Source organism: Proteus sp. PR00208, assembly GCF_016238545.1.
Classification (GTDB): Bacteria; Pseudomonadota; Gammaproteobacteria; order Enterobacterales; family Enterobacteriaceae; genus Proteus.
The window spans coordinates 35,302-59,831 of record NZ_JAEHQE010000013.1 but is presented as its reverse complement, the minus strand read 5'-3'; the positions used below and the strand labels follow the sequence as shown (position 1 = coordinate 59,831).

Annotated in this window: 23 protein-coding genes; 17 read left to right on the top strand and 6 right to left on the bottom strand. The window is 40.3% G+C overall.

The window, feature by feature from the left end:
• Positions 1–22 precede the first annotated feature (22 nt).
• A complete protein-coding gene (gene ubiF / locus JEP36_RS10500) occupies positions 23–1,210 on the bottom strand; it encodes a 3-demethoxyubiquinol 3-hydroxylase (protein ID WP_198630176.1) in 1,188 nt (395 codons plus the stop codon).
• 205 nt (positions 1,211–1,415) lie between these two features.
• On the opposite strand from ubiF, the gene miaB reads away from it, so the two are divergent.
• The 5 genes from miaB to lnt all read left to right on the top strand — a co-directional run bounded on the left by miaB (position 1,416) and on the right by lnt (position 6,883).
• Entirely contained in the window at positions 1,416–2,846 is a 1,431-nt protein-coding gene (gene miaB / locus JEP36_RS10495) for a tRNA (N6-isopentenyl adenosine(37)-C2)-methylthiotransferase MiaB (RefSeq protein WP_198620398.1), read from the top strand.
• 28 nt (positions 2,847–2,874) lie between these two features.
• Positions 2,875–3,936, top strand: a complete 1,062-nt coding sequence (locus JEP36_RS10490; protein ID WP_198620397.1) for a PhoH family protein — start codon at positions 2,875–2,877, stop codon at positions 3,934–3,936.
• Positions 3,929–4,396: an rRNA maturation RNase YbeY gene (ybeY, locus tag JEP36_RS10485; protein ID WP_151434555.1), complete on the top strand. Its 468-nt coding sequence runs from the start codon at positions 3,929–3,931 to the stop codon at positions 4,394–4,396. The genes JEP36_RS10490 and ybeY overlap by 8 nt, the downstream gene beginning before the upstream one ends.
• A 71-nt stretch (positions 4,397–4,467) precedes the next feature.
• A complete protein-coding gene (gene corC, locus JEP36_RS10480) occupies positions 4,468–5,349 on the top strand; it encodes a CNNM family magnesium/cobalt transport protein CorC (RefSeq protein ID WP_023581153.1) in 882 nt (293 codons plus the stop codon).
• 7 nt (positions 5,350–5,356) lie between these two features.
• Complete coding sequence (gene lnt / locus JEP36_RS10475; RefSeq protein ID WP_198620396.1) at positions 5,357–6,883, top strand: apolipoprotein N-acyltransferase; 1,527 nt, start codon at positions 5,357–5,359, stop codon at positions 6,881–6,883.
• An 87-nt stretch (positions 6,884–6,970) separates the two neighbouring features.
• Here the strand turns inward: lnt and JEP36_RS10470 are convergent, their stop codons facing one another.
• From JEP36_RS10470 to JEP36_RS10455, 4 genes are all read right to left on the bottom strand, one after another.
• On the bottom strand, positions 6,971–7,474 hold the full coding sequence (locus JEP36_RS10470; protein ID WP_198630175.1) for a protein disulfide oxidoreductase: 504 nt from the start codon (positions 7,472–7,474) through the stop codon (positions 6,971–6,973).
• Entirely contained in the window at positions 7,474–8,205 is a 732-nt protein-coding gene (locus tag JEP36_RS10465) for a DsbA family protein (RefSeq protein ID WP_151434551.1), read from the bottom strand. The genes JEP36_RS10470 and JEP36_RS10465 overlap by 1 nt, the downstream gene beginning before the upstream one ends.
• Positions 8,205–10,244 carry a protein-disulfide reductase DsbD family protein gene (locus tag JEP36_RS10460; RefSeq protein WP_198630174.1) on the bottom strand — a complete coding sequence of 680 codons (2,040 nt, stop codon included), beginning with the start codon at positions 10,242–10,244 and terminating at the stop codon, positions 8,205–8,207. Before JEP36_RS10460 ends, JEP36_RS10465 begins: the two co-directional genes overlap by 1 nt.
• 84 nt (positions 10,245–10,328) lie before the next feature.
• Entirely contained in the window at positions 10,329–10,718 is a 390-nt protein-coding gene (locus tag JEP36_RS10455; protein WP_198620392.1) for a metal resistance protein, read from the bottom strand.
• A 365-nt stretch (positions 10,719–11,083) separates the two neighbouring features.
• Between JEP36_RS10455 and JEP36_RS10450 the strand changes: the two genes are divergently transcribed.
• The 8 genes from JEP36_RS10450 to nadD all read left to right on the top strand — a co-directional run bounded on the left by JEP36_RS10450 (position 11,084) and on the right by nadD (position 19,399).
• Positions 11,084–11,977, top strand: a complete 894-nt coding sequence (locus JEP36_RS10450; RefSeq protein ID WP_109374089.1) for an amino acid ABC transporter substrate-binding protein — start codon at positions 11,084–11,086, stop codon at positions 11,975–11,977.
• Positions 11,978–12,093: 116 nt separating this feature from the next.
• The gene (locus JEP36_RS10445; RefSeq protein ID WP_099075884.1) at positions 12,094–12,834 is read left to right on the top strand and encodes an amino acid ABC transporter permease; all 741 of its coding nucleotides are present in this window, start codon (positions 12,094–12,096) and stop codon (positions 12,832–12,834) included.
• On the top strand, positions 12,834–13,508 hold the full coding sequence (gene gltK / locus JEP36_RS10440) for a glutamate/aspartate ABC transporter permease GltK (RefSeq protein ID WP_006537724.1): 675 nt from the start codon (positions 12,834–12,836) through the stop codon (positions 13,506–13,508). The genes JEP36_RS10445 and gltK overlap by 1 nt, the downstream gene beginning before the upstream one ends.
• The gene (locus JEP36_RS10435; RefSeq protein WP_109374086.1) at positions 13,509–14,234 is read left to right on the top strand and encodes an amino acid ABC transporter ATP-binding protein; all 726 of its coding nucleotides are present in this window, start codon (positions 13,509–13,511) and stop codon (positions 14,232–14,234) included.
• Between the two features lie 326 nt (positions 14,235–14,560).
• Positions 14,561–17,143, top strand: a complete 2,583-nt coding sequence (leuS, locus tag JEP36_RS10430) for a leucine--tRNA ligase (protein WP_198630173.1) — start codon at positions 14,561–14,563, stop codon at positions 17,141–17,143.
• Positions 17,144–17,155: 12 nt separating this feature from the next.
• Positions 17,156–17,704 carry an LPS assembly lipoprotein LptE gene (lptE, locus tag JEP36_RS10425; protein ID WP_198620390.1) on the top strand — a complete coding sequence of 183 codons (549 nt, stop codon included), beginning with the start codon at positions 17,156–17,158 and terminating at the stop codon, positions 17,702–17,704.
• The gene (holA, locus tag JEP36_RS10420) at positions 17,701–18,735 is read left to right on the top strand and encodes a DNA polymerase III subunit delta (RefSeq protein ID WP_198620389.1); all 1,035 of its coding nucleotides are present in this window, start codon (positions 17,701–17,703) and stop codon (positions 18,733–18,735) included. The genes lptE and holA overlap by 4 nt, the downstream gene beginning before the upstream one ends.
• The gene (gene nadD / locus JEP36_RS10415; RefSeq protein ID WP_198630172.1) at positions 18,728–19,399 is read left to right on the top strand and encodes a nicotinate-nucleotide adenylyltransferase; all 672 of its coding nucleotides are present in this window, start codon (positions 18,728–18,730) and stop codon (positions 19,397–19,399) included. Before holA ends, nadD begins: the two co-directional genes overlap by 8 nt.
• Before the next feature lie 10 nt (positions 19,400–19,409).
• Here nadD and JEP36_RS10410 read toward each other — a convergent pair whose 3' ends face one another.
• Positions 19,410–20,156 carry a YbgA family protein gene (locus JEP36_RS10410; protein ID WP_198630171.1) on the bottom strand — a complete coding sequence of 249 codons (747 nt, stop codon included), beginning with the start codon at positions 20,154–20,156 and terminating at the stop codon, positions 19,410–19,412.
• 515 nt (positions 20,157–20,671) lie between these two features.
• On the opposite strand from JEP36_RS10410, the gene rsfS reads away from it, so the two are divergent.
• From rsfS to mrdB, 4 genes are read left to right on the top strand one after another with little or no spacing between them, the layout of a single operon-like run.
• Positions 20,672–20,998, top strand: coding sequence for a ribosome silencing factor (gene rsfS / locus JEP36_RS10405; RefSeq protein ID WP_006537732.1), 327 nt, complete (start codon positions 20,672–20,674; stop codon positions 20,996–20,998).
• Between the two features lie 2 nt (positions 20,999–21,000).
• A complete protein-coding gene (gene rlmH, locus JEP36_RS10400; protein WP_004246050.1) occupies positions 21,001–21,471 on the top strand; it encodes a 23S rRNA (pseudouridine(1915)-N(3))-methyltransferase RlmH in 471 nt (156 codons plus the stop codon).
• 38 nt (positions 21,472–21,509) lie between these two features.
• Positions 21,510–23,405: a peptidoglycan DD-transpeptidase MrdA gene (mrdA, locus tag JEP36_RS10395; protein WP_198620385.1), complete on the top strand. Its 1,896-nt coding sequence runs from the start codon at positions 21,510–21,512 to the stop codon at positions 23,403–23,405.
• Between the two features lie 5 nt (positions 23,406–23,410).
• Positions 23,411–24,523 carry a peptidoglycan glycosyltransferase MrdB gene (gene mrdB / locus JEP36_RS10390; protein ID WP_198620384.1) on the top strand — a complete coding sequence of 371 codons (1,113 nt, stop codon included), beginning with the start codon at positions 23,411–23,413 and terminating at the stop codon, positions 24,521–24,523.
• Positions 24,524–24,530 lie beyond the last annotated feature (7 nt).

Here is a 24,530-nt window from a genome sequence, read left to right as displayed (position 1 = left end):
ACTCAGACCATCGCATTTCTAATTACTTAATACCTAACGCATAACGTAATGCCGCCTCTTTCGCTTTTCCTGCATGCTGAGCAGCTAAAAGACCGATATTTCTAACAACTTTTAAACCCGGTAATTGGTGGCTAAAGGCGTGATAAAATACGTCCATGCCCGCTTGCATGACTAAATTATCAGGCATACGACGGCGCTGATATTTCTTCAATAACGCCATTGAATCCCAAGGCTCAAAATGTTTTTTGGCATCAGCGACTAAATCTAAGAAACAATCCACATCACGGTAACCTAAATTAACGCCCTGTCCCGCTAAAGGATTGATGGTGTGAGCCGCATCTCCCAACAAAACAATGCCTTTATCAACGTAACGACTTGCATGCTGACGCGTTAATGGGAATGAACCTGCAGCAATAGGTGTCGCTTTACCTAATCGCTCAGGAAAAGCATGTTGAATTTCTTTTTCTAACTGCGCCATTGTCATATTTTGCAGTTTTCTAATTCTGTCAGGCGAGTCATACCAAACCAAACAAGCCCAATTATCAAAAAGCGGTAAATAAGCACGAGGACCTGAAGGATAAAAACGTTGCCATGTACCCTTTTCAGGAGGCAACTCTGTTTTCACAGTGATCAGCATACAAGATTGACGATATTGCCAGCCATTGCTACCGATACCCGCAAATTGGCGCACTTGAGAGTTTGCACCATCCGCACCCACCACTAAATTTGTGGTCACTTCACTGCCATCTGAAAGGGTTACTTTCCATTTATCATCTAAATAAGTCATTTTACTTAGACTATTTGGACATAATAAAGTGATATTGCTATAACGTTCAGCCTCTTGCCAAAGGGCTAATTGCAAAATTCGGTTTTCAACCATATAGCCTAATTCAGGTAAACCTAAGCTTTTAGCATCAAAAACCACATGGGCATTTTCTTCTTCCCATGTTTCTAAGGTAAGATAAGGCGCAGAACGCATCGCTAAAACATGTTGCCATGCACCTAATTGTTTTAATAGACTAACAGACGCGCAACTAATCGCAGAAATACGGATATCAGGATGAGATGACGCATCAAAAGGTGCTGGAGACTGCCGTTCAATCATTGCAACACGCAATCCTTCTTGCGCCAGCCCAATTACAACAGCAGCGCCAATCATCCCTCCACCAGCGATGATTGCATCAAAATCGTTTTTTACATTACTCATCATTGTTATGCCATAACTCATTACTTTAAATAATAGGTAAGCGCTGTTTCAGTTTATTTCGATTAAACTAAACGCCATAGAGAATTAGCGCCGACTTGCTCTAGTCACTGACCACACAAATGACTACAATAACCGCCTTATTGGCTTATTACACGCAACGTTTTCCAATGATTAGCTATTGTCTCACTGAAAATACCGGATTTACACAATGTCGACGATAAAAAAACTGTACATTAAAACTTGGGGCTGTCAGATGAATGAGTACGATTCATCCAAAATGGCAGACCTACTCGAAAGCACCCACGGTTATCAGTTAACCGATGTCGCCGAAGACGCGGACATTCTACTGCTAAATACCTGTTCTATCCGTGAGAAAGCACAAGAAAAAGTCTTTCATCAGTTAGGACGTTGGAAATATTTTAAAGATAATAAACCCGATATTATCATTGGCGTCGGCGGTTGTGTTGCTTCTCAAGAAGGTGAATACATCCGTCAACGTGCGCAGTGTGTCGATATTATCTTCGGACCACAAACTTTACACCGTTTACCTGAAATGATTAATCAGGTTAAAGGGACTAAAAGCCCTGTTGTCGATATCAGCTTCCCTGAAATCGAAAAATTTGACCGTTTACCAGAGCCTCGTGCTGAAGGCCCTTCTGCTTTCGTCTCCATCATGGAAGGCTGTAACAAATACTGCTCTTTCTGCGTAGTTCCTTACACACGCGGTGAAGAAGTTAGCCGCCCTTGTGATGATGTGCTATTTGAAATTGCTCAATTAGCGGCACAAGGTGTGCGCGAAGTAAACTTGTTAGGTCAAAACGTTAACGCCTACCGAGGCGCTACTTTTGATGGTCAAATCTGTAGCTTTGCTGAATTAATTCGCTTAGTCGCCGCAATTGACGGCATTGACCGCATTCGCTTTACTACCAGCCACCCTATCGAATTTACTGACGATATTGTTGCGGTTTATGAAGATACTCCAGAATTAGTCAGCTATTTACACTTGCCAGTGCAAAGTGGTTCTGACCGCATTCTAACATTAATGAAGCGTAACCATACTGCACTTGAATATAAGAGCATCATTCGCAAACTACGCAAAGCACGTCCTGATATTCTGATAAGTTCAGACTTTATCATTGGTTTCCCGGGTGAAACCCAAGACGACTTTGAAAAAACCATGCAATTAATTGCGGATGTTAATTTCGATATGAGCTTTAGTTTCATCTATTCAGCACGTCCGGGCACCCCAGCGGCTGATTTACCTGATGATGTCAGTGAAGATGAGAAGAAACAACGTTTATATCTGCTACAACAGCGCATCAATCAACAAGCAATGAACTTTAGCCGTGCAATGTTAAATACGGTACAGCGTATTCTAGTTGAAGGACCTTCACGTAAAAATGTGATGGAGCTTTCTGGTCGTACTGAGAATAACCGTGTGGTTAACTTTGAAGGTACACCAGATATGATTGGTAAGTTCGTTGATGTTGAGATTGTTGACGTTTATGCCAACTCACTACGTGGTAAAGTCATTAGAACGGAAGACCAAATGGATTTACGTATTCACGAATCTCCAGAATCCGTCATTGCACGTACACGTAAAGAAGATGAATTAGGGGTAGGTGTTTACCAACCTTAATTGATCAGATTGAACAAAAGGATAATCAGTGACAGTAATAGCACATGCACAGGTAGCGACCCAAGAAATCTTCTTAGAGCCAGCTGACAATGCCCGTTTAATGAGCCTATGTGGTCCATTTGACGATAATATTAAGCAACTTGAGCGCCGTTTAGGTATCGAGATTAATCATCGTGATAACCGTTTTAAACTCACGGGAAAATCATTGTGTGTCAATGCAGCCGCAGGAATTTTACGTCGCCTGTATGTGGAAACCTCGCCAATTAAAGGCGTGATCCCCGATATCGACCCTGAACAAATTCACCTTGCAATCAAAGAAAGCCGTGTGCTTGAGCAAAGTGATGAGCATGTTCCTGAATTTGGGAAATCAACCAATATTCGAACTAAGCGAGGTGTGATAAAACCTCGTACACCGAATCAGGCACAATATATTGCCAATATCCAGACTCATGATATTACTTTTGGTATTGGTCCTGCTGGTACAGGGAAAACTTATCTGGCTGTTGCTGCTGCTGTTGATGCTCTTGAACGCCAAGAAGTGCGTCGTATTTTATTAACGCGTCCTGCGGTTGAAGCGGGTGAAAAACTGGGCTTTTTACCGGGCGATTTAAGTCAAAAAGTCGATCCCTATTTACGACCACTTTATGATGCGTTATTTGAGATGTTAGGTTTTGAAAAAGTTGAGAAACTAATAGAGCGTAATGTCATTGAAGTCGCCCCCCTCGCCTATATGCGTGGACGCACATTAAATGACGCCTTTATTATTCTTGATGAAAGCCAAAACACGACCATCGAACAGATGAAAATGTTCTTAACACGTATTGGCTTTAACTCTAAAGCGGTTATCACTGGGGATATTACCCAAATTGACCTGCCAAGAGGCAATAAATCAGGCTTACGTCATGCCATTGAAGTTTTATCTGATGTTAATGACTTAAGTTTTAACTTTTTCCATAGTGAAGACGTTGTTCGCCATCCCGTGGTTGCCAAAATTGTTATCGCCTATGAAGCTTGGGAAACGGAAGATCAAAAACGCCGCCAAGCTATCAAAGCAGAAAAAGAGAAGCTTCAGAGAGAAAATCATGAGTGAAGTTATCCTTGATTTACAAGTAGCAAGTGAAAATGCGCAAGGGCTTCCTACTGAAGCCCAATTTATGACATGGTTAGAAGCGGTATTACCGCAATTTCAACCTGTAAGTGAAGTGACTATTCGTATTGTTGATGAGGCAGAAAGTCACGAACTGAATCTCACTTATCGTGGAAAAGACAAACCGACTAACGTGCTTTCTTTTCCCTTTGAGGCTCCGCCTGAAATTGAATTGCCGTTATTAGGTGATTTGATTATTTGCCGCCAAGTGGTAGAAAAAGAGGCGGTTGAGCAGAGTAAGACTGTTGAAGAACACTGGGCACACATGGTTATTCATGGATGTCTCCATCTTTTAGGCTATGATCATATTGAAGATGATGAAGCCGAAGAAATGGAAGGTTTAGAGACAGAAATCTTACAAAATTTAGGTTATGCAGATCCCTATTTGATTGAAAAAGAGTAACAGTTCTCTTATTTTTATGATAAATACTATATCTAATTAACCATTCAATGAGGAAAAATAGTTAAAACGCCATGAGCGACGACCAATCTTCGAGTAACGATAACCCTGGTCCTAAGAAAGGGTTTCTCACACTGCTTAATCAGTGGTTCCACGGTGAACCTAAAAACCGTGATGATCTGATGGAGCTTATCCGCGATTCTGAACAGAAAGAATTAATTGATCCCGACACCCGCGACATGCTTGAAGGGGTAATGGATATTGCTGAACAACGCGTTCGGGACATAATGATCCCTCGCTCGCAAATTGTCACACTAAAACGCAATCAAACCCTTGATGAGTGTTTAGATGTGATTATTGATTCAGCACATTCTCGTTTCCCAGTCATTAGCGAGGACAAAGATCATATTGAAGGCTTATTAATGGCAAAAGATCTACTGCCATTTATGCGTACCGACGCAGAGCCATTTAGTATGGATAAAGTCTTACGCTCTGCTGTTGTTGTGCCTGAAAGCAAACGGGTTGATCGCCTATTAAAAGAGTTCCGCTCTCAACGCTATCATATGGCGATTGTGATCGATGAATTTGGAGGCGTATCTGGACTCGTCACAATTGAGGATATTCTTGAACTTATCGTAGGCGAAATTGAAGATGAGTATGATGATGAGGATGATATTGATATTCGTCCATTAAGTCGTCACGCTTACTCAGTTCGAGCTTTAACCCAGATAGAAGATTTCAATGAAGCGTTCGGTACGCATTTCAGCGATGAAGAAGTTGATACGATTGGCGGTTTAGTCATGCAAGCCTTTGGTCACCTTCCTGCTCGTGGTGAAACTATTACCATTGATAATTACCAATTTAAAGTTGTTATGGCAGATAGCCGTAAGATCATTCAGGTTTATGTGCATATCCCCGATGATGCGCCAATCCCTGAACTAGGTAATGATGCATAGGATATCAATGAATAAGATCTCTTTCTTAAACCGCCAGTGGGTTCGCGCCCTTCTGGCGGTTTTTTTCGGTGCCATTGGCACATTAGCATTTTCGCCATTTGATTTTTGGCCTGCGGCGTTAATTTCACTACTTGGCTTATTACTGATAATCACTCACCGCACAACTCGTCAAGGCGCATTCCTTGGTTTTGCTTGGGGATTTGGGTTATTTGGTAGTGGCGTAAATTGGGTTTACGTCAGTATCGCTGATTTTGGTGGTATGCCGTTTGCGATAAATATCTTTTTAGTGATTTTATTAGCACTCTATTTATCACTCTACACGCTATTATTTGCAGGATTACTGAATAAGTTTTTTCCAAAACCAACGCTCTGGCGGTTTGTATTTGCAGCTCCTGCATTATGGCAAATCACTGAATTCTTAAGAGGTTGGGTGTTATCAGGTTTCCCTTGGTTGCAGTTTGGTTATAGCCAGATTGATGGCCCATTAAAAGGTATTGCACCTATTTTTGGTGTTACCATGATAACGCTACTCCTAACCATTATCAGTGGATTAATTGCGTTTGCACTCTATCGCAAATCGATTTATAGCGTCGTGGTTGCACTGCTTTTATTAGTATTACCTATCAGCTTTAAGTCCTATCAGTGGTATCAACCTTTGCCTGATGAAACGCAAGAAATTGCATTAGTCCAAGGTAATATTGCACAATCTTTAAAATGGGAACCAGGTACATTAGAGAGCACATTAAAAACCTATCTCACCTTAAGTCGCCCTTTTATTGGTAATGCAAATCTCATTATTTGGCCTGAATCTGCGATCCCTGATGTTGAAATTCAACAGCAAGGTTTTTTAGCAGAATTAGATAAGCAATTAAGAGAGCAAGATACCCATTTAATGACGGGAATTATTGATGCTCGACCGACATTAGAAGGTTATCGTTTCTACAATAGTGTCATCACATTAGGTGAACACTATGCTTATCAATACCCAGCAACAGATCGCTATAACAAACATCACCTTGTTCCTTTTGGTGAATATGTACCATTAGAATCGCTATTACGCCCACTTGCGCCTTTCTTTAATTTACCGATGTCATCATTAAGCCAAGGTGAATATGTACAGCCTCAGCTCACTGTCAATGATGCCAAAATAACCGCAGCTATTTGTTACGAAATTATTTTAGGTGAACAAGTCCGCGCTAATTTTAAACCCGATACACGATTCTTATTAACGATTTCTAATGATGCGTGGTTTGGTAATTCAATCGGCCCTTGGCAACATTTTCAAATGGCAAGAATGCGCTCTTTAGAGTTAGGAAGACCATTATTACGCTCAACGAATAACGGTATTACCGCCTTTATTGCAGCCAATGGTGATGTTATTTCTCAACTTCCTCAGTTTGAAGAAGGTGCTTTAGCAGAAAAAATCACACCAACAACTGGGTTAACCCCTTATTACAAGTGGGGTAATACACCATTGTGGATAATGGTTGGATTATTTTTTATCATCGCCTTTATTAAACGGCGAGTTGAGTAAAGCAAAATAAAATAACGGAATTCAATATAATAATGAATTCCGTTATTTTTAATCGATTAAAGCTTAAAATGATTGCTTGTATACCGTTCAAAGGCCAGCCCACCATAAACGTAGTTTTAATCCCCACGAAAATGACCAACCGCTCGTAAAGCCTACCATTTCCCCTTTATAAACAATAACAAATGAAGGTGTTGCACTAATTTCCCACTGCTGAGAAATCTCTCCTCGACTATCATTTATTACAGGAAAGACCAATCCTTTAGACTGAATACCGCGTTCTAACTTTGCGTTATCACCAGAACGGATCGCAACTGACGTCACATTATAACCATCTAGTGCTAACGAATTTACTGAGGGAGTTGTGAGTTTACAAACTCCACACCAAGTTGCCCAAAAATAGATTAATAAAGGCTTTTCAGCACTCAATTCAGCTAAAGAAACAACTTTATTATCAACAGTATATAGCTCAGGCAAATTCGTTAAGGCTGGTGGCGTAGGTTGACGCCACCAATCCATTGCAAAAGAAGCTAAAACGAAAATGACAATCAGAACAATCAGTTCTTTACTCCACTTTCGTAAGCGACTACGCATTATTTTTTCACTTTAGCCAGTTGTTCTTTCACAATCACTTCTAGCTGAGCGTAATCAACGGCACCAGGGATAACCATATCGCCAACAACCGTTGCAGGTGTACCTTGAATACCTAACTTACGAGAAAGATCTAAGTTGTTTTGTAACACTTTTAGGCTTTCATCGGTTAATTTCACTTTGCTTGTATTGGTTGTTTTCATTGCATCATCAATACTTGCGTTATCGAGCATTGTTTTCTTTTGCATTAAACGTTGGTGTAATGCTAAGAATGCTTTCGGATCTTCTTTCCAAACTGAAAGCACAGCTTGAGAGGCTTTTGCAGAACTTTCACCTTTAAATGGCAGTGGTTTAATAACCACGGCAACTTCAGGATAATCTTTTGTGATTTGTTCTAATAATGGGTCGAAGCGTTTGCAATAAGGACAGTTATAATCAGTAAAAGAAACCAACACTAACTTAGCGTCTTTGGCACCAATACGAGGGCTTGCTGCATCGTTATATAATGCGTCATGCTCTGCTTTTAATGCAGTACGGAATTGAGCTTGTTGCTCATCTGCTTTTTGCGCTTGTAATGCTGTGATAGCTTCTTCCAAAATTTCTGGATTTTTAATTAACGTATCACGAACCAACGCGCGAACTTCTTTTTCCTGATCCGCACTTAACGCTGCTGCTTGTACATTTGCACCAAAAAGTAACGAAGAGATAACCAGTGCAGAAAGTGTTTTTTTCATTATTGGGCTCCTTTAGCCTCAGAAAGAACTGTCAATGTTGAATCTTTATTTAAAATAGGAGGTAAAACCACGCCATCTTTATGGCAAGGTCCATAAACTTGGTTAAAAGGTACTGCAACTTGACCACGTTGTTTTAAAAATTGAGTGATCTTATCGGAGGGTTTAGTCCAATCCCCTCTTAATGCAACAATATCTGGCGCAGAAAGTGCAGTTTGGATCTCTTCTCGCAATAATACATTGTATTTGTTTGCTTTGCAGGTTACACACCAATCTGCTGTTACATCAACAAATACGCGTTTATTTTCTGCTAATGCTTGGTGTATCGCTTCTTCTGATAAAGGTTGCCAATTTATCGTATCTTGACCCGCAAGTGTTTGGCTTGCTGGTTGCTCCACAAATAGATAGGTGCTTCCCCCTAAAAGGAAGGCTACCACGGTAGAAATCAATAATACTTTTTTGCCATAATGTTTTGCGATAGCAAACAATAACAACAGCCCAATAATAACAAAAATACCTGCAACTATTGGCATTCCTAAGTGAGGGATCAAGAGCGTTATTAGCCAAATACTCGACAACAGCATCATAAAGCCCAAAACAACTCTTAGGCGATTCATCCATTTACCTGGTTTTGGTAGTACTTTGGCGATAGATGGAAAGATTGCCACTAAGATCCAAGGCAAACTCATTCCAATTCCTAGGGCAGTAAAAATAAGCCATAGTTTATTTAGAGGCGCTATAAGTGCATAAGCGACTGCGGTTCCTAAAAACGGTGCTGAGCAAGGTGTCGCGAGTAAGGTTGCAAATGCACCTTCCCAAAAGTGTCGGCTATATCCTTGTCCACCCGCTGTTGCCATTTTAGTATTCATATTGCTACTTAAACGCAGTTCAAATAATCCGAATAGATTTGCGGTAAAAATAGCGGTAACTAATACCATAAAGCCAATAAACCAAGGACTTTGGAATTGGATCCCCCAACCTAAAGCTTCTTGGCTATAACGTAAGCCTGTCATAAACAGAGCTAGCGCCCAAAATGAGACTAAAATACCTAAAACAGAAACAGAAAATTGCTTGCGAATAACGCCTTTATCACGATTTTCGAGATGTAAAATTGATCCCATTTTCATCGCAAGTACGGGTAATACGCAGGGCATTAAATTCAGAATTAAGCCGCCCAATAGTGCAAAAGCAAGAATACCCCAAAGCCCAATACCTGAATTAGAAGATGGAGCAGTCTCCTCTTTTCCATGCCCTATTATGTCATTAACTTGGCGAGAGAAATCTTGGTCAGTAATAACAAAAGAAAGTACCTTACCTGAGATATTACCAGCAGCATCCCCCCAATCATCTATCACATCAACCGTGACAAATAAGTTTTTATCTTGATGCTTTAATTTTGGAATACCGTAAAGCATACCTTCAGGAGGATCGAGATAAATATTAGGTTTAACCCAAGCACCTTGCTCTTTTTGTAAAGAGATAGTGAGTTGGCTATTGTTATAACCAGAAGAAACTGATGATATTAATCCCGTTCCAACAGGAATTTTGGCCATTGCCTGATTATATTGCCATTCAAAATCAGCAGGCACAGGTTCGGTAAGATCTAAATCTAAAGTGTAGTCAGTCAGAATGCAGACACTACTACATGTTGATAAAGTTAAAACCCCTGTTAAACGATCAGCGTGAACAGGAGATAACTCAATGGGGAAAATAACTTGTTTATCATAACCTTGCGTGTGAATACCTGCTACATCAAAAGCTGAAGGCGAAGGCCAATGCCAAATCATTGCACTTACATCTTGCGACCAATTAATTTCAGGGGCAACACCACCTTCTCCTGGAGAACGCCAATACGTTTTCCATCCAGACTCAAGCTGTACTTCAAGTAAAACTTTCACATCACCTGTTGGGAACTTTTGTGCTGTCGCCCTAACTTGTGCATGAGAATTATCAGGCGTGGTTAACCAGCCTGTATCTGCTGCTTGAGAAGTAGATAAAGTAAATAGCGTTAATATCAACGCCATAACAAAAGAACGAAACATAACAACTCCCTAAAAATTCCTACAACGCTACACATAGAGCCACGTCCAAAATAGACGAGCAATCTTTTAGCTAAAAGGAAATTTCTAATCCCTCAAAATACAATAATGAAGGTGAAGTCTGATTGGTGGAGGTGGATGATAGTGTTTTTTCTGATTACGCTGACGCGATACATAGATAGCAGCCATGCTTAACAATAGTAATACAACCCATGAATGGAAAAATGGCTCTATTGTTAATGGAGGAACAGATAATAATGATTTGGCGCTTAATTCACAGGTAGACAATGAAAAAGTGTGCTCTGTTACGCTATTCTCATCAGCAATTGGTGTTGATAGTGGGTATTGTGTTTGAGCAACAGCTGTTGCTAAGCGCTCACTAATGATGTGGGCACCTAATGAACGCTGAACAATGCAACACAAGATCAGCAAAACTGTTATCACCACTAGCCAGCGACCTGACCGCCAATTACTCATAGATGTTCCTCATCAATATGACTCGCTATCTTAACGGTAATCCACAGACAAACAACTCCTTAAGACAAACTTTACAAATCCCTACTTAGTTTATTTTTCGCATCATCTCAAATTTTCATCTTTAACCTTTATTTCTATAAGGTTTCTACTACAATAATTTTAAATATTGAAAACAACTTCCAAAAAAATAATCAACTACATTTGATTTCATTCTTTTATTGGGAGATACCTCTCGTATTTCACAAATTGCACTTCCCAACAGTATGTTATTTGTTCTATCTATTAACATTATCAAAACAAATTAAAACAAAAAAGCAACACAAAGCAAAACACCAATATCACTTATCACCACGACAGGAGTTATTATGCGCATGCGTAAACTAGCATTATCATTAATGATCTTAGGGGCGGCAGGAGCAGTACAGGCAGAAGAACTCACTGGAACCTTAAAGAAAATCAATGACAACGATATTATTATTGTTGGGCACAGAGAATCCTCTGTTCCTTTCTCTTACTATGATAATCAACAGAAAGTCGTTGGCTATTCGCAAGACTATTCCAACCTAATTGTGCAGGCTGTAAAAGACAAAATAGGCAAACCAAACTTACAAGTTCGCCTCATTCCTATTACGTCTCAGAATCGTATTCCATTATTACAAAATGGCACATTTGATTTTGAGTGTGGCTCAACAACCAACAATGAAGCTCGTCAGCAACAAGCTGGTTTCTCTAATACTATTTTCATCGTAGGTACACGTTTACTGGCGAAAAAAGACAGTGGAATTAAAGATTTTGCTGACTTGTCAGGTAAAAACGTTGTCGTAACATCAGGAACAACGTCTGAAATGTTACTCAACAAATTAAATGATGAGAAAAAGATGAATATGCGCATTATCAGCGCAAAAGATCATGGAGACTCATTCCGTACACTTGAATCAGGTCGTGCTGTTGCCTTTATGATGGATGACGCATTACTAGCTGGTGAGCGTGCTAAAGCGAAAAAACCAGGTGAGTGGGAAATTGTAGGAACCCCGCAATCTGAAGAAGCTTATGGTTGTATGTTGCGTAAAGATGATGCTCAATTCAAAGCACTAATTGATGAAACTATCGCTCAAGCACAAAAATCGGGTGAAGCAGAAAAATCGTTCAATCGCTGGTTTAATGCACCGATCCCACCTAAAAACCTTAACTTAGAATTCACCATCTCTGATGAAATGAAAGCATTATTTGCATCACCAAATGATAAGGCATTGAATTAAAAATACATAAGTAATTGATGCAAAATAAATAATTATAAAGTATCTGTTGGACAGACAGATCAGTGAAGTTTGGGGCAGCCGTTCCCTGCCCCTCTTTTTTCACCGGAGGTGAAATCATGTCGATTGATTGGGATTGGGGGATATTCTTCCAAGAAGCCCCTTTCGGAAACACCACATACTTAGGATGGCTGATTTCTGGCTTTCAAGTCACCATTGCCTTATCTTTATGCGCTTGGATTATTGCCTTTCTTGTCGGTTCTTTATTCGGAATTTTACGCACAGTACCTAATCGCTGGCTTTCAAGCTTAGGCACTGTTTATGTTGAGTTATTTCGTAACGTACCACTTATTGTTCAATTCTTTACGTGGTATTTAGTTATTCCTGAACTCTTGCCTCAATCTATTGGCGACTGGTTTAAAATGGACTTAGCGCCCAATGTGCAATTTTTTGTTTCATCAGCACTCTGCTTAGGTTTATTTACCGCCGCGCGTATGTGTGAACAAGTTAGAGCCGCAATAAACTCATTACCCCGCGGACAAAAAGCCGCAGGTTTAGCATTGGGCTTAACTTTACCTCAAACTTATCGTTATGTTTTATTACCCAATGCATACCGAGTCATTATTCCACCAATGACATCCGAAATGCTCAATCTCGTGAAAAACTCAGCGATTGCCTCTACTATCGGACTTATTGATATGGCGGCACAAGCAAATAAACTCCTCGACTATTCCGCGAAAGCGTATGAGTCATTCACAGCAATCACTCTGGCCTATGTATTTATCAATGTCATCATTATGCTAATAATGCATTGGCTTGAAAAACGCGTTCGCTTACCCGGCACAACAGGAGGTCAATAATGTACGAATTTGACTGGAGTTCTGTTGTTCCAAGCCTACCATTTTTAGTCGATGGAATGGCTATCACACTAAAAATCACTATCACTGCTATTGTGGTCGGTATTTTATGGGGAACGGTGCTTGCCGTTATGCGCCTATCTACCTTTAAGCCTATTAGCTGGTTTGCAGCCGCTTACGTTAATACCTTCCGTTCTATCCCATTAGTCATGGTATTGCTGTGGTTTTATTTAATTGTGCCTAACATATTACAAAATGTTCTAGGACTTTCACCTAAAAGTGATATCCGTTTAATTTCAGCAATGATAGCGTTCTCTTTATTTGAAGCGGCCTATTACTCTGAAATTATAAGAGCAGGTATTCAAAGTGTTAGCAAAGGACAATTTTCAGCCTCACTCGCGTTAGGTATGACCAAATCACAAACCATGCGTTTAGTGATCCTACCTCAAGCCTTTCGAGCCATGATCCCGCTTTTACTGACTCAAGGAATTGTATTATTCCAAGATACATCCTTGGTTTACGTTTTAAGTCTTACTGACTTTTTCAGAACAGCGGCAAATATTGGAGAACGAGATGGTACACAAGTTGAAATGATCCTCTTTGCTGGTTTTGTTTATTTTGTCATTAGCTTCGCCGCTTCGATGTTAGTGAACTTTCTTAAAAAAAGGACTACCTAGATGATTTCCCTAAAAGACGTATCCAAATGGTATGGTCAGTTTCAAGTACTGACTGAATGTTCCACTGAAGTTAAAAAGGGGGAAGTTGTTGTTGTCTGTGGACCTTCTGGATCAGGTAAATCAACACTGATCAAAACAGTGAATGGCTTAGAGCCGATACAACAAGGCGAGATCTTTGTTAATGAAATCAAAGTAAATGACAAGCATACTGATCTTGCTAAATTACGAGCAAAAGTGGGTATGGTTTTCCAACATTTTGAACTATTCCCTCACCTCTCTATTATTGAAAATCTTACACTGGCACAAGTTAAAGTGCTTAATAGAGAGAAAGGTGCCGCAAAAGAGAAAGGATTAAAGCTATTAGAGCGAGTAGGATTAGCAAGCCATGCTAACAAATATCCAGCTCAGCTTTCTGGTGGCCAACAACAACGTGTCGCCATCGCTCGCGCATTATGCATGGATCCTATTGCAATGTTATTTGATGAACCTACATCAGCACTTGATCCTGAAATGATTAATGAAGTACTTGATGTAATGGTAGAGCTTGCAAATGAAGGTATGACAATGATGGTAGTGACCCATGAAATGGGTTTTGCTAAAAAAGTTGCTGACCGTATTATTTTTATGGATGAAGGTCGAATTGTGGAAGATAGACCTAAAAATGACTTTTTTGATAATCCAAAATCAGCGCGAGCAAAAGATTTCCTCGCTAAAATTCTACACTAACCCCCACATCTCCTCTGCTGGCGTGCTTTTTCAGCACGTCAGCCCCAAATAATAATTTCGATTAACCTCGCAACTAAATATCAAATAATCTTCTTTTTTCGCAATATTCCTATTATTTTTTCAGAAAATACGCATTTATTGTCTTTTTGCTCTAACTCTTTCCAAGATATCTCGCAATTGTCTTGAAAAAGTTATGCAAACAGTGGCTTTCATTGAGATCAATAGTTGTGGCTATTAGACAAAATCAGCTATGCTATGCAAGTCTTAATTTCATAATAGCGGTTACCCTCCGGTAGCCATTAATTCACCATAGGATTATCGGTGCCATGCAAGAACAATATCGTCCCGAAGATATAGAGCAAACTATCCAGGAACACTGGGAAAAGAACAATACATTTAAAGTGACAGAAGATAATAACAAAGAAAAATATTACTGCCTGTCAATGCTACCTTATCCTTCTGGCCGACTACACATGGGACACGTCCGTAACTACACCATTGGTGACGTGATTTCCCGTTATCAACGTATGCTAGGTAAAAACGTCTTACAGCCTATTGGTTGGGATGCGTTTGGCTTACCAGCAGAAGGTGCCGCAGTAAAAAATAAAACCGCCCCTGCACCATGGACTTACGAAAACATCAATTACATGAAAAACCAGTTAAAAAAACTGGGTTTTGGTTACGATTGGGATCGTGAAGTCACTACCTGTACACCAGAATATTATCGCTGGGAACAGTGGTTTTTTACTAAGTTATATGAAAAAGGCTTAGTTTATAAAAAGACCTCTGCTGTTAACTGGTGCCCACACGACTTAACAGTTTTAGCCAACGAACAAGTTATCGATGGCTGCTGCTGGCGTTGTGATACCCCTGTTGAGCGTAAAGAAATCCCACAGTGGTTTATCAAAATTACCGAGTATGCCGAAGAGCTGTTAAACGATTTAGATACGTTAGATGAGTGGCCTGAACAAGTTAAGACCATGCAACGTAACTGGATTGGTCGCTCTGAAGGTGTCGAAATTAAATTTGATGTTGCTGACAGCAACGACACAATAACCGTTTATACAACGCGTCCAGATACATTTATGGGTGTCACTTATGTTGCAGTTGCAGCAGGTCACCCATTAGCGCAAAAAGCTGCTCAAAATAATCCTGAAATTCAACAATTCATTGATGAATGCCGTAACATGAAAATGGCAGAAGCCGATATGGCAACAATGGAGAAAAAAGGGATTGCAACAGGCCTTTACGCTATTCACCCATTAACTAAAGAAAAAGTCGCTATTTGGGTTGCTAACTTTGTCTTAATGGAATACGGCACGGGTGCTGTAATGGCGGTTCCAGGTCATGATGAACGTGACTGGGAATTTGCAACTAAATACAATTTACCAATTAAAGCTGTTATTGCAGATGCTGAAGGTAACCAACCAGATGTCTCTGCCAGTGTATTCACTGAAAGAAATAGCCTGATTAACTCTGGTGAATTCACAGGTCTTGATAACCAAGCTGGCTTTAACGCTATTGCTGATAAACTGGCACAAATGGGTGTTGGTGAGCGCAAAGTTAACTACCGTTTACGTGACTGGGGTGTTTCTCGTCAACGTTACTGGGGTGCGCCAATTCCAATGGCGACTTTGGAAGACGGCACTGTTGTTCCTGTTCCTGAAGATCAACTGCCAGTTATCCTGCCAGAAGATGTCAAAATGGACGGGATCACTAGCCCAATCAAAGCAGATCCTGAGTGGGCAAAAACCACAATTAATGGTCAACCTGCGCTGCGTGAAACGGATACTTTTGACACCTTTATGGAATCTTCTTGGTATTACGCTCGTTATACCTGCCCTGATTACGATAAAGGCATGTTAGATCCTAAAGCAGCTAACTATTGGTTACCTGTTGACTGGTATATTGGTGGTATTGAACACGCCATCATGCACTTAATGTATTTCCGCTTCTTCCATAAACTGATGCGTGATGCCGGTTTAGTAAACTCGGATGAACCAGCAAAACGCTTACTGTGCCAAGGCATGGTATTAGCGGATGCGTTCTATCACACTGGTGAAGATGGTGCTCGCCATTGGGTATCTCCTACTGAAGCGATTGTTGAACGTGATGAGAAAAATCGCATCATTAAAGCGACTGACAGCGAAGGTCATGAATTGACTTATGCTGGCATGAGCAAAATGTCTAAATCTAAAAATAACGGTATCGACCCACAAACTATGGTTGAACGTTATGGTGCAGATACCGTTCGTTTATTTATGATGTTTGCTGCTCCACCAGAATTAACACTGGAATGGCAAGAATCTAGCGTTGAAGGTGCAAACCGTTTCTTACGTCGTTTATGGCGTTTAGTTCACGAGCACACTCAAAAAGGAGCGACACAGTCTCTTGATCTTTCTACACTGACAGAAGAACAAAAAGATTTACGTCGTGACTTACATAAAACGATTGCGAAAGTATCTGATGACGTAGGTCGTCGTTTAGCCTTTAACACCGCGATTGCTGCCATTATGGAGTTAATGAATAAATTAACTCGTGCAACACAAGAAACAGAACAAGATCGTGCATTAATGCAAGAAGCATTAGAAGCGATTGTTCGTATGCTTTCTCCAATCATTCCTCATGCATGTTTTGTTATGTGGCAAGCATTAGGTGGCAAAGAAGACGTTGATGTTGCGCCATGGCCTGTTGCTGATGAAGAAGCCATGATTGATGACACTAAACTGATTATCGTTCAAGTGAATGGTAAAGTTCGTGGTCGTGTTACTGTTCCGGCTAATTCAGAAAAAGAATATGTTCAGGAAATGGCGACAAAAGAGTACAGTGTTGCAAAATACTTGGAAGATGTGGCTATTCGTAAAGTCATCTATGTTCCAGGCAAATTACTGAACATCGTTGTTGGCTGATAAGGAGGCCTAGTGCGATATCTATTTTCGCTATTTTTCGGTTTGGCGGTGTTAATCACCGCTGGCTGTGGTTTTCACCTTCAAGGTAAAACTCAGGTTCCAGCAGAATTAAAAACGCTTTATCTTAGCTCTGGTGACCCTTATGGCCCATTATCTCGAGTAATGCGTCAACAACTTAGACTTAGTGGTGTTCAGCTTGTTGAGGATCCAACAGCCAATATCCCTATTCTTAAAATCGTCGGCTCATCAGAAAGTAAAGAAACCGTATCTGTGTATCAAGACGGTAAATCAGCAGAACGTCAGTTAACATTTGTGCTTGATGCGCAAGTGATTATGCCTGATGGTACGATTTACCCAATTTCATCACAGGTTTCACGCCCATTCTTCGATAACCCATTAGAAGCATTAGCGAAAGATGCTGAAAATGACATTATCAAGCAAGAGATGCGTGAACAAGCGACAGCAATATTAGTGCGTAAATTATTGGTTGTTCACAACGCTGAACGCCAAAAAGCCGTACAAGCTGAGCAGGCAAAACAGATAATCTCACCAGCCAAATGATCCGCTTATATCCAGAACAACTGAATGCGCAGCTCCAAGAGGGGCTGCGCCAAAGTTACCTACTCTGGGGTAATGAACCTCTATTACTCCAAGAGTCTCAAGATGCTATTCAATCCGTCGCTAAATCCCAAGGATTTATCGAGCATTATCAATTTACCCTTGATAATAATACAGACTGGAATGAAATTTACTCGCTTTGTCAATCGCTAAGCCTTTTTTCTCAAAGACAATCTCTTTTACTGCATTTACCTGAAAATGGCCCCAATGCAGCGATGTCAGAGAAACTCACTCGCCTATCTCAAGAATTGCATCAAGATTTATTGTTGATTTTACGTGGCAATAAACTCACAAAAGCGCAAGAAAACAGTGAATGGTTTAAAACATTAAGCCAACATGGAACCTATGTTTCTTGTCTGACACCTGAGCTTGATAAATTACCTACTTGGGTTGCGCGTCGAGCAAAACAAAAAGGGTTAGCGCTGGATGAACAAGGTAATCAATTACTTTGCTACTGTTATGAAGGAAATTTACTAGCACTAGCACAAGCCATCGAGCGCCTTTCGCTGTTGTACCCTGACGGTAAATTAACGCTCCCAAGAGTCGAAGCGGCGGTCAATGACGCGTCACATTTTACCCCTTATCACTGGGTTGATGCATTACTTGCAGGGAAAACACAACGTGCATGGCATATATTGCAACAACTCAAAAGAGAAGACTCTGAACCTGTTATTTTACTCAGAACTTTACAACGTGAGTTAATGCAGCTGATTACGCTACATCGTGAATCTAAAACAGCTTCATTAAAAACGATTTTTGATAAACATCGAATTTGGCAAAACCGACGCCCAATATTCACAGCAGCACTACAACGTTTATCTGAACATCAATTGCTGACAGCAATACGATTACTTGCAACAATTGAAATTACTATTAAGCAAGATTACGGACAGACAGTTTGGCCCTCGCTCAGTGCTCTGGGCTTATTACTTTGTGGAAAAGCACTACCAGAAGGATTTGTCAGTCATGCCTAGAACCAATCACTCAACACATTTAATTAACCAAGCCATCGCTTTATATGGTGGTACATTTGATCCTATTCATTATGGGCATTTGCGTCCTGTTGAAGCACTCTCAGGATTAATTGGTTTAAAAGAAGTGATTTGGTTACCTAACAATATTCCTCCTCATCGCCCTCAACCAGAAGCATCCTCTCAACAACGTCTTGAAATGGTGCGTCTTGCGCTTGAGCCGTATTCCTCCTTTAAAGTGGATACCCGCGAGCTTGAAAAACCAACCCCCTCTTATAGCATCGAGACATTAAGAGACTTCAGACAAGAAATTGGCGAGAAACAACCTTTAGCCTTTATTATTGGTCAAGATTCATTGCTTTCAATAAATACGTGGCACAAATGGGAAAGTTTATTAGACGTGTGTCATTTATTAGTTTGTGCTCGTCCTGGTTATCAAACTCATTTTGAATCAGCGCAAATGCAAGCATGGTTGGAAAAGCACCAAACCAAACAGCAAGAAGATATTCATTGCTTACCCGCAGGTAAAATATTCCTCGCTGACACACCACTTTATAATATTTCAGCGACAGACATTCGAGCTCGCCACAAAGCAGGTTTAGATTGCCACGATTTGCTACCCAACTCCGTTGAAAACTATATTCGCCAACAACAACTTTATAAATAACGTATTCTTTTTAAAGTTGTTCTCTTAAATAATTAAAAGCAGATGGATAAGGCGAAAAATAGCGTTGGTTAATCAAATAGTCATCGGGGTAAATGGTTAACCAATATTGGAGTAAATCATAAGGTTTAGAGAAAGGCACGACACCTTGACGATATAGCAAAATTGTCTGTGATATTTCTTGTTTCTGTTGCGAACTCAGATCTCGCTTAAAGTACCCAGCCATATGCATTAATGCATTAGTTTGTCCTTCTCGACTTGGTGCAACGCTTAATGCCTTCATTAACTTTTGTTGATATTTAGATGCAATTTCATCAAGAGAGATTTCGTCAGAAAGATTAGCGATATAACGCCCTAATTCACGATAAGCCACTTGTGAATAAGCCATAATTAAATATTTATATCGACTATGAAATTTAATCAAAGCCCCTTTACTTAATGATTGATTAACCTGTTGTTGATAATCGCATAATGCAAAGAATTGAGTAAGAAAGTGATCGAGAACAATAGGCTGCAAAAGTTGCCCAAGACTTAATTGAGGTAAAATAAAACTTGATGGCGAAACAAGTCTGTCCCCTTCTTTTCCGATATAACCATAAATCGGCAACGGATGATCTCTGTTTTGGAGATCTATCCGCATAATGCCTATTTTTTCATCTTTAACGACACGACAAAGTAACGCTAACTTTTCTTGTAATTGGCGATCGCTGTTACTCACAATTTCTGAAGATAGCCCGAGATAATTTTCTTTTCTTTCCATTCTTTTTCTCTCTAACTAAAAAGTATGAGTATTAGTCTGTATAATCTAAACGTAACAAAGTCAAAACACGCTAATTAGGTGTTTAATCAGCATTGACAGACGAGGTTTAGCTGTTATTCTCACCCTCTGTTCCCTTAAGGGAACTGTAAGGTAAAACTGTCGTCTAAACGAAAAAGTTCTTATCTGCCTTCTTTTTGTTATTTATTATGACGCAGTTAATGGGCATATATGAATTTTTCTAAATCAAACGTCGAAAAACAAGAAAATGAGATTTATGTTCTTGTTATTGCTAACTGGAATTAATCATCCAGTAAAATAGATTTATTGGTATAAATTCCTTTAAAATAGCATTCATATTCTAAATAATTTGAGATGCAGTTAGACAACAAGTGGAGTAAGTCGCTAGGCATATGCCACAGTATATAACTAGTGCGAATAAATGTAGTCAACAACGCTGCAACTTGAAGTATCACGAGTATGTTATTTTTCGATTGAATTAACTCATTAGATTAAAGGTGATCCTTTTGCAAGGCTCTGAATTACAGCAATTTATTATTGATAAACTTGAAGATTCTAAAGCTCAAGACATTATTGCATTAGATGTCCGCGGAAAATCAAGTGTAACTGATTACATGATTATTTGTACGGGTACATCAAGCAGACACCTCATGTCTGTTGCAGATAATCTCGTTGATGATTGCCGCGAAGCGGGATTACAACCTTTAGGTGTTGAAGGACAAGGCGTTTCTGACTGGATTGTCGTTGATCTTGGTGAAGCCATGGTACACGTCATGCAAGAAGATAGTCGCCGTATGTACGAACTTGAAAAACTCTGGAGCTGAGTTTGAAATTACAGCTCATTGCCGTTGGTACAAAAATGCCGGACTGGATACAGACCGGCTTTATGGATTATCTTAATCGATTCCCAAAAGACATGCCTTTAGAACTTATCGAGATCCCCGCAGGTAAGCGTGGGAAGAATGCGGATATTAAACGTATTCTCGAAAAAGAAGGTGAACAAATGTTAGCAGCAGTAGGTAAAGGAAATCGTATCGTCACTCTCGATATTCCTGGCGCTCGCTGGGATACGCCAAAACTTGCAGAACAACTTGATCGATGGAAGCTTGATGGTAGAAATGTCAGCTTACTCATTGGTGGCCCCGAAGGATTAGCACCCGCTTGTAAAGCTGCGGCTGAACAAAGCTGGTCTTTATCTCCTTTAACAATGCCACACCCCCTTGTTCGTGTCGTGGTTGCTGAAAGCCTTTATCGAGCATGGAGCATTACCACAAACCATCCTTATCATCGTGAATAATCAATAAATTGGCGGGTCAGTAAGTGAAGTCAAATGGGATGAAAAGAAAAAAACGTACCCCGTTTCGAGATTATACTGCGGAATCAAAGCTATTTATCCGTCGTGTGATTGTCGCATTTTCAGTAATTATTATATTGAGTGGAGTTTTGGTTTTTAACCTCAATCACTTACAGATCGCTCGCCATGATGATTATCAAACACGTTCAAATGATAACCGAATTAAATTAGTACCGATTGCTCCCAGCAGAGGCATTATTTACGACCGCAAAGGTATCCCTCTTGCGCTCAATCGTACTATCTATCAATTAGAAGTTGTGCCTGAGAAGGTAACAAACTTACAAGAAACACTTGAAAGTTTAAGGGATGTCGTTGACTTAACGGACGAAGATATTGCTGCATTTGAAAAAGAGCGCAAGCGCTCACGTCGATTTAGTTCTATTGCCTTAAAAACAACATTAAGCCAAGTACAAGTCGCACGTTTCGCTATCAATCAATACCGTTATCCTGGCTTAGAAATTAAAGGCTATCAACGTCGCTATTATCCTTATGGTTCAGCATTAACGCATGTAATTGGTTATGTCGCAAAAATTAACGATAAGGATGTTGAACGCCTTGATAAAGAAGGTTTATCACCTAACTATGCTGCGACTCATGATATCGGCAAGTTAGGCATCGAACGTTATTATGAGTCTGTTTTGCACGGTACAACAGGCTATGAAGAAGTTGAAGTTAATAGTCGTGGTCGAGTTATTCGCCAGTTACACGAGCAACCTCCACAGGCAGGTAAAGATATCTATCTTACCATCGACCTTGAACTGCAAACCTATATTGAAACATTACTCACCACAAGCCGAGCTGCGGTTGTAGTAACCGATCCTCGCAATGGTGAGATTTTAGCGCTTGTATCGAACCCTAGTTATGATCCTAACTTATTTGTTGGTGGGATTTCGAACAGCGAATATCAAGGGTTACTAAATAACCCAGATAGACCGTTGATCAACCGTACAACCCAAGGTCTTTATCCACCTGCATCAACCGTAAAGCCGTTTATGTCTGTTGCTGCATTAAGTGAAGGTGTAATCACAGCCAATACAACAATTCATGATCCCGGGTGGTGGCAACTTCCTGGCTCTGAAAAACGTTATCGAGATTGGAAACGTTGGGGACATGGAAAACTTAATGTTACAAAATCTATCGTAGAATCTGCGGATACCTTCTTCTACCAAGTTGCTTATGATATGGGAATTGATCGTATATCAACTTGGATGGGGCGCTTTGGTTATGGCGAATATACAGGTATTGATCTATCCGAAGAACGCAATGGCATCATGCCAACGCGTGAGTGGAAACAGCAACGTTATAAAAAGCCTTGGTATCAAGGTGACACGATCCCCGTAGGGATTGGGCAAGGTTATTGGACAGCAACGCCAATTCAAATGGCGAAAGCTTTAATGACATTGATTAATGATGGTCAAGTTAAAACCCCTCACCTACTTTACGGTACAAAACTTGGCAATGAAATGTTGCCTTATGTTGATACCGAAACACGCCAAATTGGCGATATCAACTCAGGTTATTGGGAATTAGCAAAACACGGTATGTATGGTGTGGCTAACTTCCCTAATGGTACAGGTCGCCGAAGTTTTGCTGATGCGCCTTATAAAGTAGCAGCAAAATCGGGAACTGCACAGGTGTTTAGTTACGAAACCTACAATGCGAGCCAATTGGCTGAACATCTTCGTGACCACAAACTGATGATTGCCTTTGCGCCTTATGATAAGCCGACCGTAGCCATCTCTATTATCCTAGAAAATGGTGGCGCAGGCCCTTCTGTCGGTGATATTACAAGACAAATTCTTGACCACATTCTCCTTGGTGATAACAACACGGTATTGCCAGCTTCTCCACCAGCACCGCGTGGTTCAGAGGAATAATACTCATGACTGAAAATAATAAGAAAAAATCCTTCTGGACACGGATCCATATCGATCCTCTATTCTTACTTTGTATTATTGCTTTATTAGGATACAGCGCATTTATTATGTGGAGTGCCAGCGGGCAAGATCCAGAAATGATGCAACGTAAGTTAGGACAAATAGCAATGGGATTTATGGTCATGATCATCATGGCACAAATCCCTCCCCGAGTTTATGAAAGTTGGGCGCCTCATCTCTTTTTCTTTTGCGTTATCTTATTGATCCTCGTTGATGTTTTCGGACAAATCAGCAAGGGAGCACAACGCTGGCTCGATTTAGGTATTGTACGTTTTCAGCCCTCAGAAATTGCTAAAATTGCCGTTCCTTTGATGGTGGCGCGATTTATGAATCGAGATGTGTGCCCACCTACGTTACGTAATACCGCCATTGCTCTGGTCATTATTTTTGTTCCAACATTATTAGTTGCAGCTCAGCCCGATTTGGGGACATCCATCCTTGTTGCTGCTTCAGGGCTATTTGTTCTTTTCCTTGCTGGAATGAGCTGGCGTCTTATTACTATCGCAATTGTACTTGTTGCCGCCTTTATCCCCATACTTTGGTTTTTCCTCATGCATGATTACCAGCAAGCACGGGTAATGATGCTTCTGGACCCCGAATCAGACCCGCTTGGCGCAGGATATCATATCATCCAATCTAAAATTGCCATTGGTTCTGGTGGATTACATGGAAAAGGATGGTTACAAGGCACTCAATCTCAATTAGAATTCTTACCAGAGCGCCATACAGACTTTATTTTTGCTGTATTGGCTGAAGAACTCGGGTTAATTGGTGTTTTGATACTACTAACTCTCTATGTACTCTTAATCGCGCGAGGCCTTTACCTTGCGACGAAAGCACAAAATACATTTGGTAGAGTAATGATTGGCGGGTTAATGCTAATTTTCTTTGTCTATGTTTTTGTCAACATAGGAATGGTGAGTGGCATCCTTCCTGTTGTGGGGGTTCCGTTACCGCTGATGAGTTATGGAGGCTCCGCCCTTATTGTGTTAATGGCAGGGTTTGGTATCGTGATGTCAATTCATACACACCGAAAACTACTATCGAAAAGTTTATAATGAGGTT

Coding starts and splice junctions, on each gene's coding strand:
- JEP36_RS10450 (WP_109374089.1), top strand. CDS start 11,084: ATGCGCATGCGTAAACTAGCATTATCATTAATGATCTTAGGGGCGGCA.
- mrdA (WP_198620385.1), top strand. CDS start 21,510: ATGAAAAGAAAAAAACGTACCCCGTTTCGAGATTATACTGCGGAATCA.
- corC (WP_023581153.1), top strand. CDS start 4,468: ATGAGCGACGACCAATCTTCGAGTAACGATAACCCTGGTCCTAAGAAA.
- nadD (WP_198630172.1), top strand. CDS start 18,728: ATGCCTAGAACCAATCACTCAACACATTTAATTAACCAAGCCATCGCT.
- holA (WP_198620389.1), top strand. CDS start 17,701: ATGATCCGCTTATATCCAGAACAACTGAATGCGCAGCTCCAAGAGGGG.
- JEP36_RS10465 (WP_151434551.1), bottom strand. CDS start 8,205: ATGAAAAAAACACTTTCTGCACTGGTTATCTCTTCGTTACTTTTTGGT.
- JEP36_RS10460 (WP_198630174.1), bottom strand. CDS start 10,244: ATGTTTCGTTCTTTTGTTATGGCGTTGATATTAACGCTATTTACTTTA.
- lnt (WP_198620396.1), top strand. CDS start 5,357: ATGAATAAGATCTCTTTCTTAAACCGCCAGTGGGTTCGCGCCCTTCTG.
- gltK (WP_006537724.1), top strand. CDS start 12,834: ATGTACGAATTTGACTGGAGTTCTGTTGTTCCAAGCCTACCATTTTTA.
- JEP36_RS10455 (WP_198620392.1), bottom strand. CDS start 10,718: ATGAGTAATTGGCGGTCAGGTCGCTGGCTAGTGGTGATAACAGTTTTG.
- JEP36_RS10445 (WP_099075884.1), top strand. CDS start 12,094: ATGTCGATTGATTGGGATTGGGGGATATTCTTCCAAGAAGCCCCTTTC.
- ybeY (WP_151434555.1), top strand. CDS start 3,929: ATGAGTGAAGTTATCCTTGATTTACAAGTAGCAAGTGAAAATGCGCAA.
- miaB (WP_198620398.1), top strand. CDS start 1,416: ATGTCGACGATAAAAAAACTGTACATTAAAACTTGGGGCTGTCAGATG.
- mrdB (WP_198620384.1), top strand. CDS start 23,411: ATGACTGAAAATAATAAGAAAAAATCCTTCTGGACACGGATCCATATC.
- JEP36_RS10470 (WP_198630175.1), bottom strand. CDS start 7,474: ATGCGTAGTCGCTTACGAAAGTGGAGTAAAGAACTGATTGTTCTGATT.
- ubiF (WP_198630176.1), bottom strand. CDS start 1,210: ATGATGAGTAATGTAAAAAACGATTTTGATGCAATCATCGCTGGTGGA.
- leuS (WP_198630173.1), top strand. CDS start 14,561: ATGCAAGAACAATATCGTCCCGAAGATATAGAGCAAACTATCCAGGAA.
- JEP36_RS10410 (WP_198630171.1), bottom strand. CDS start 20,156: ATGGAAAGAAAAGAAAATTATCTCGGGCTATCTTCAGAAATTGTGAGT.
- JEP36_RS10435 (WP_109374086.1), top strand. CDS start 13,509: ATGATTTCCCTAAAAGACGTATCCAAATGGTATGGTCAGTTTCAAGTA.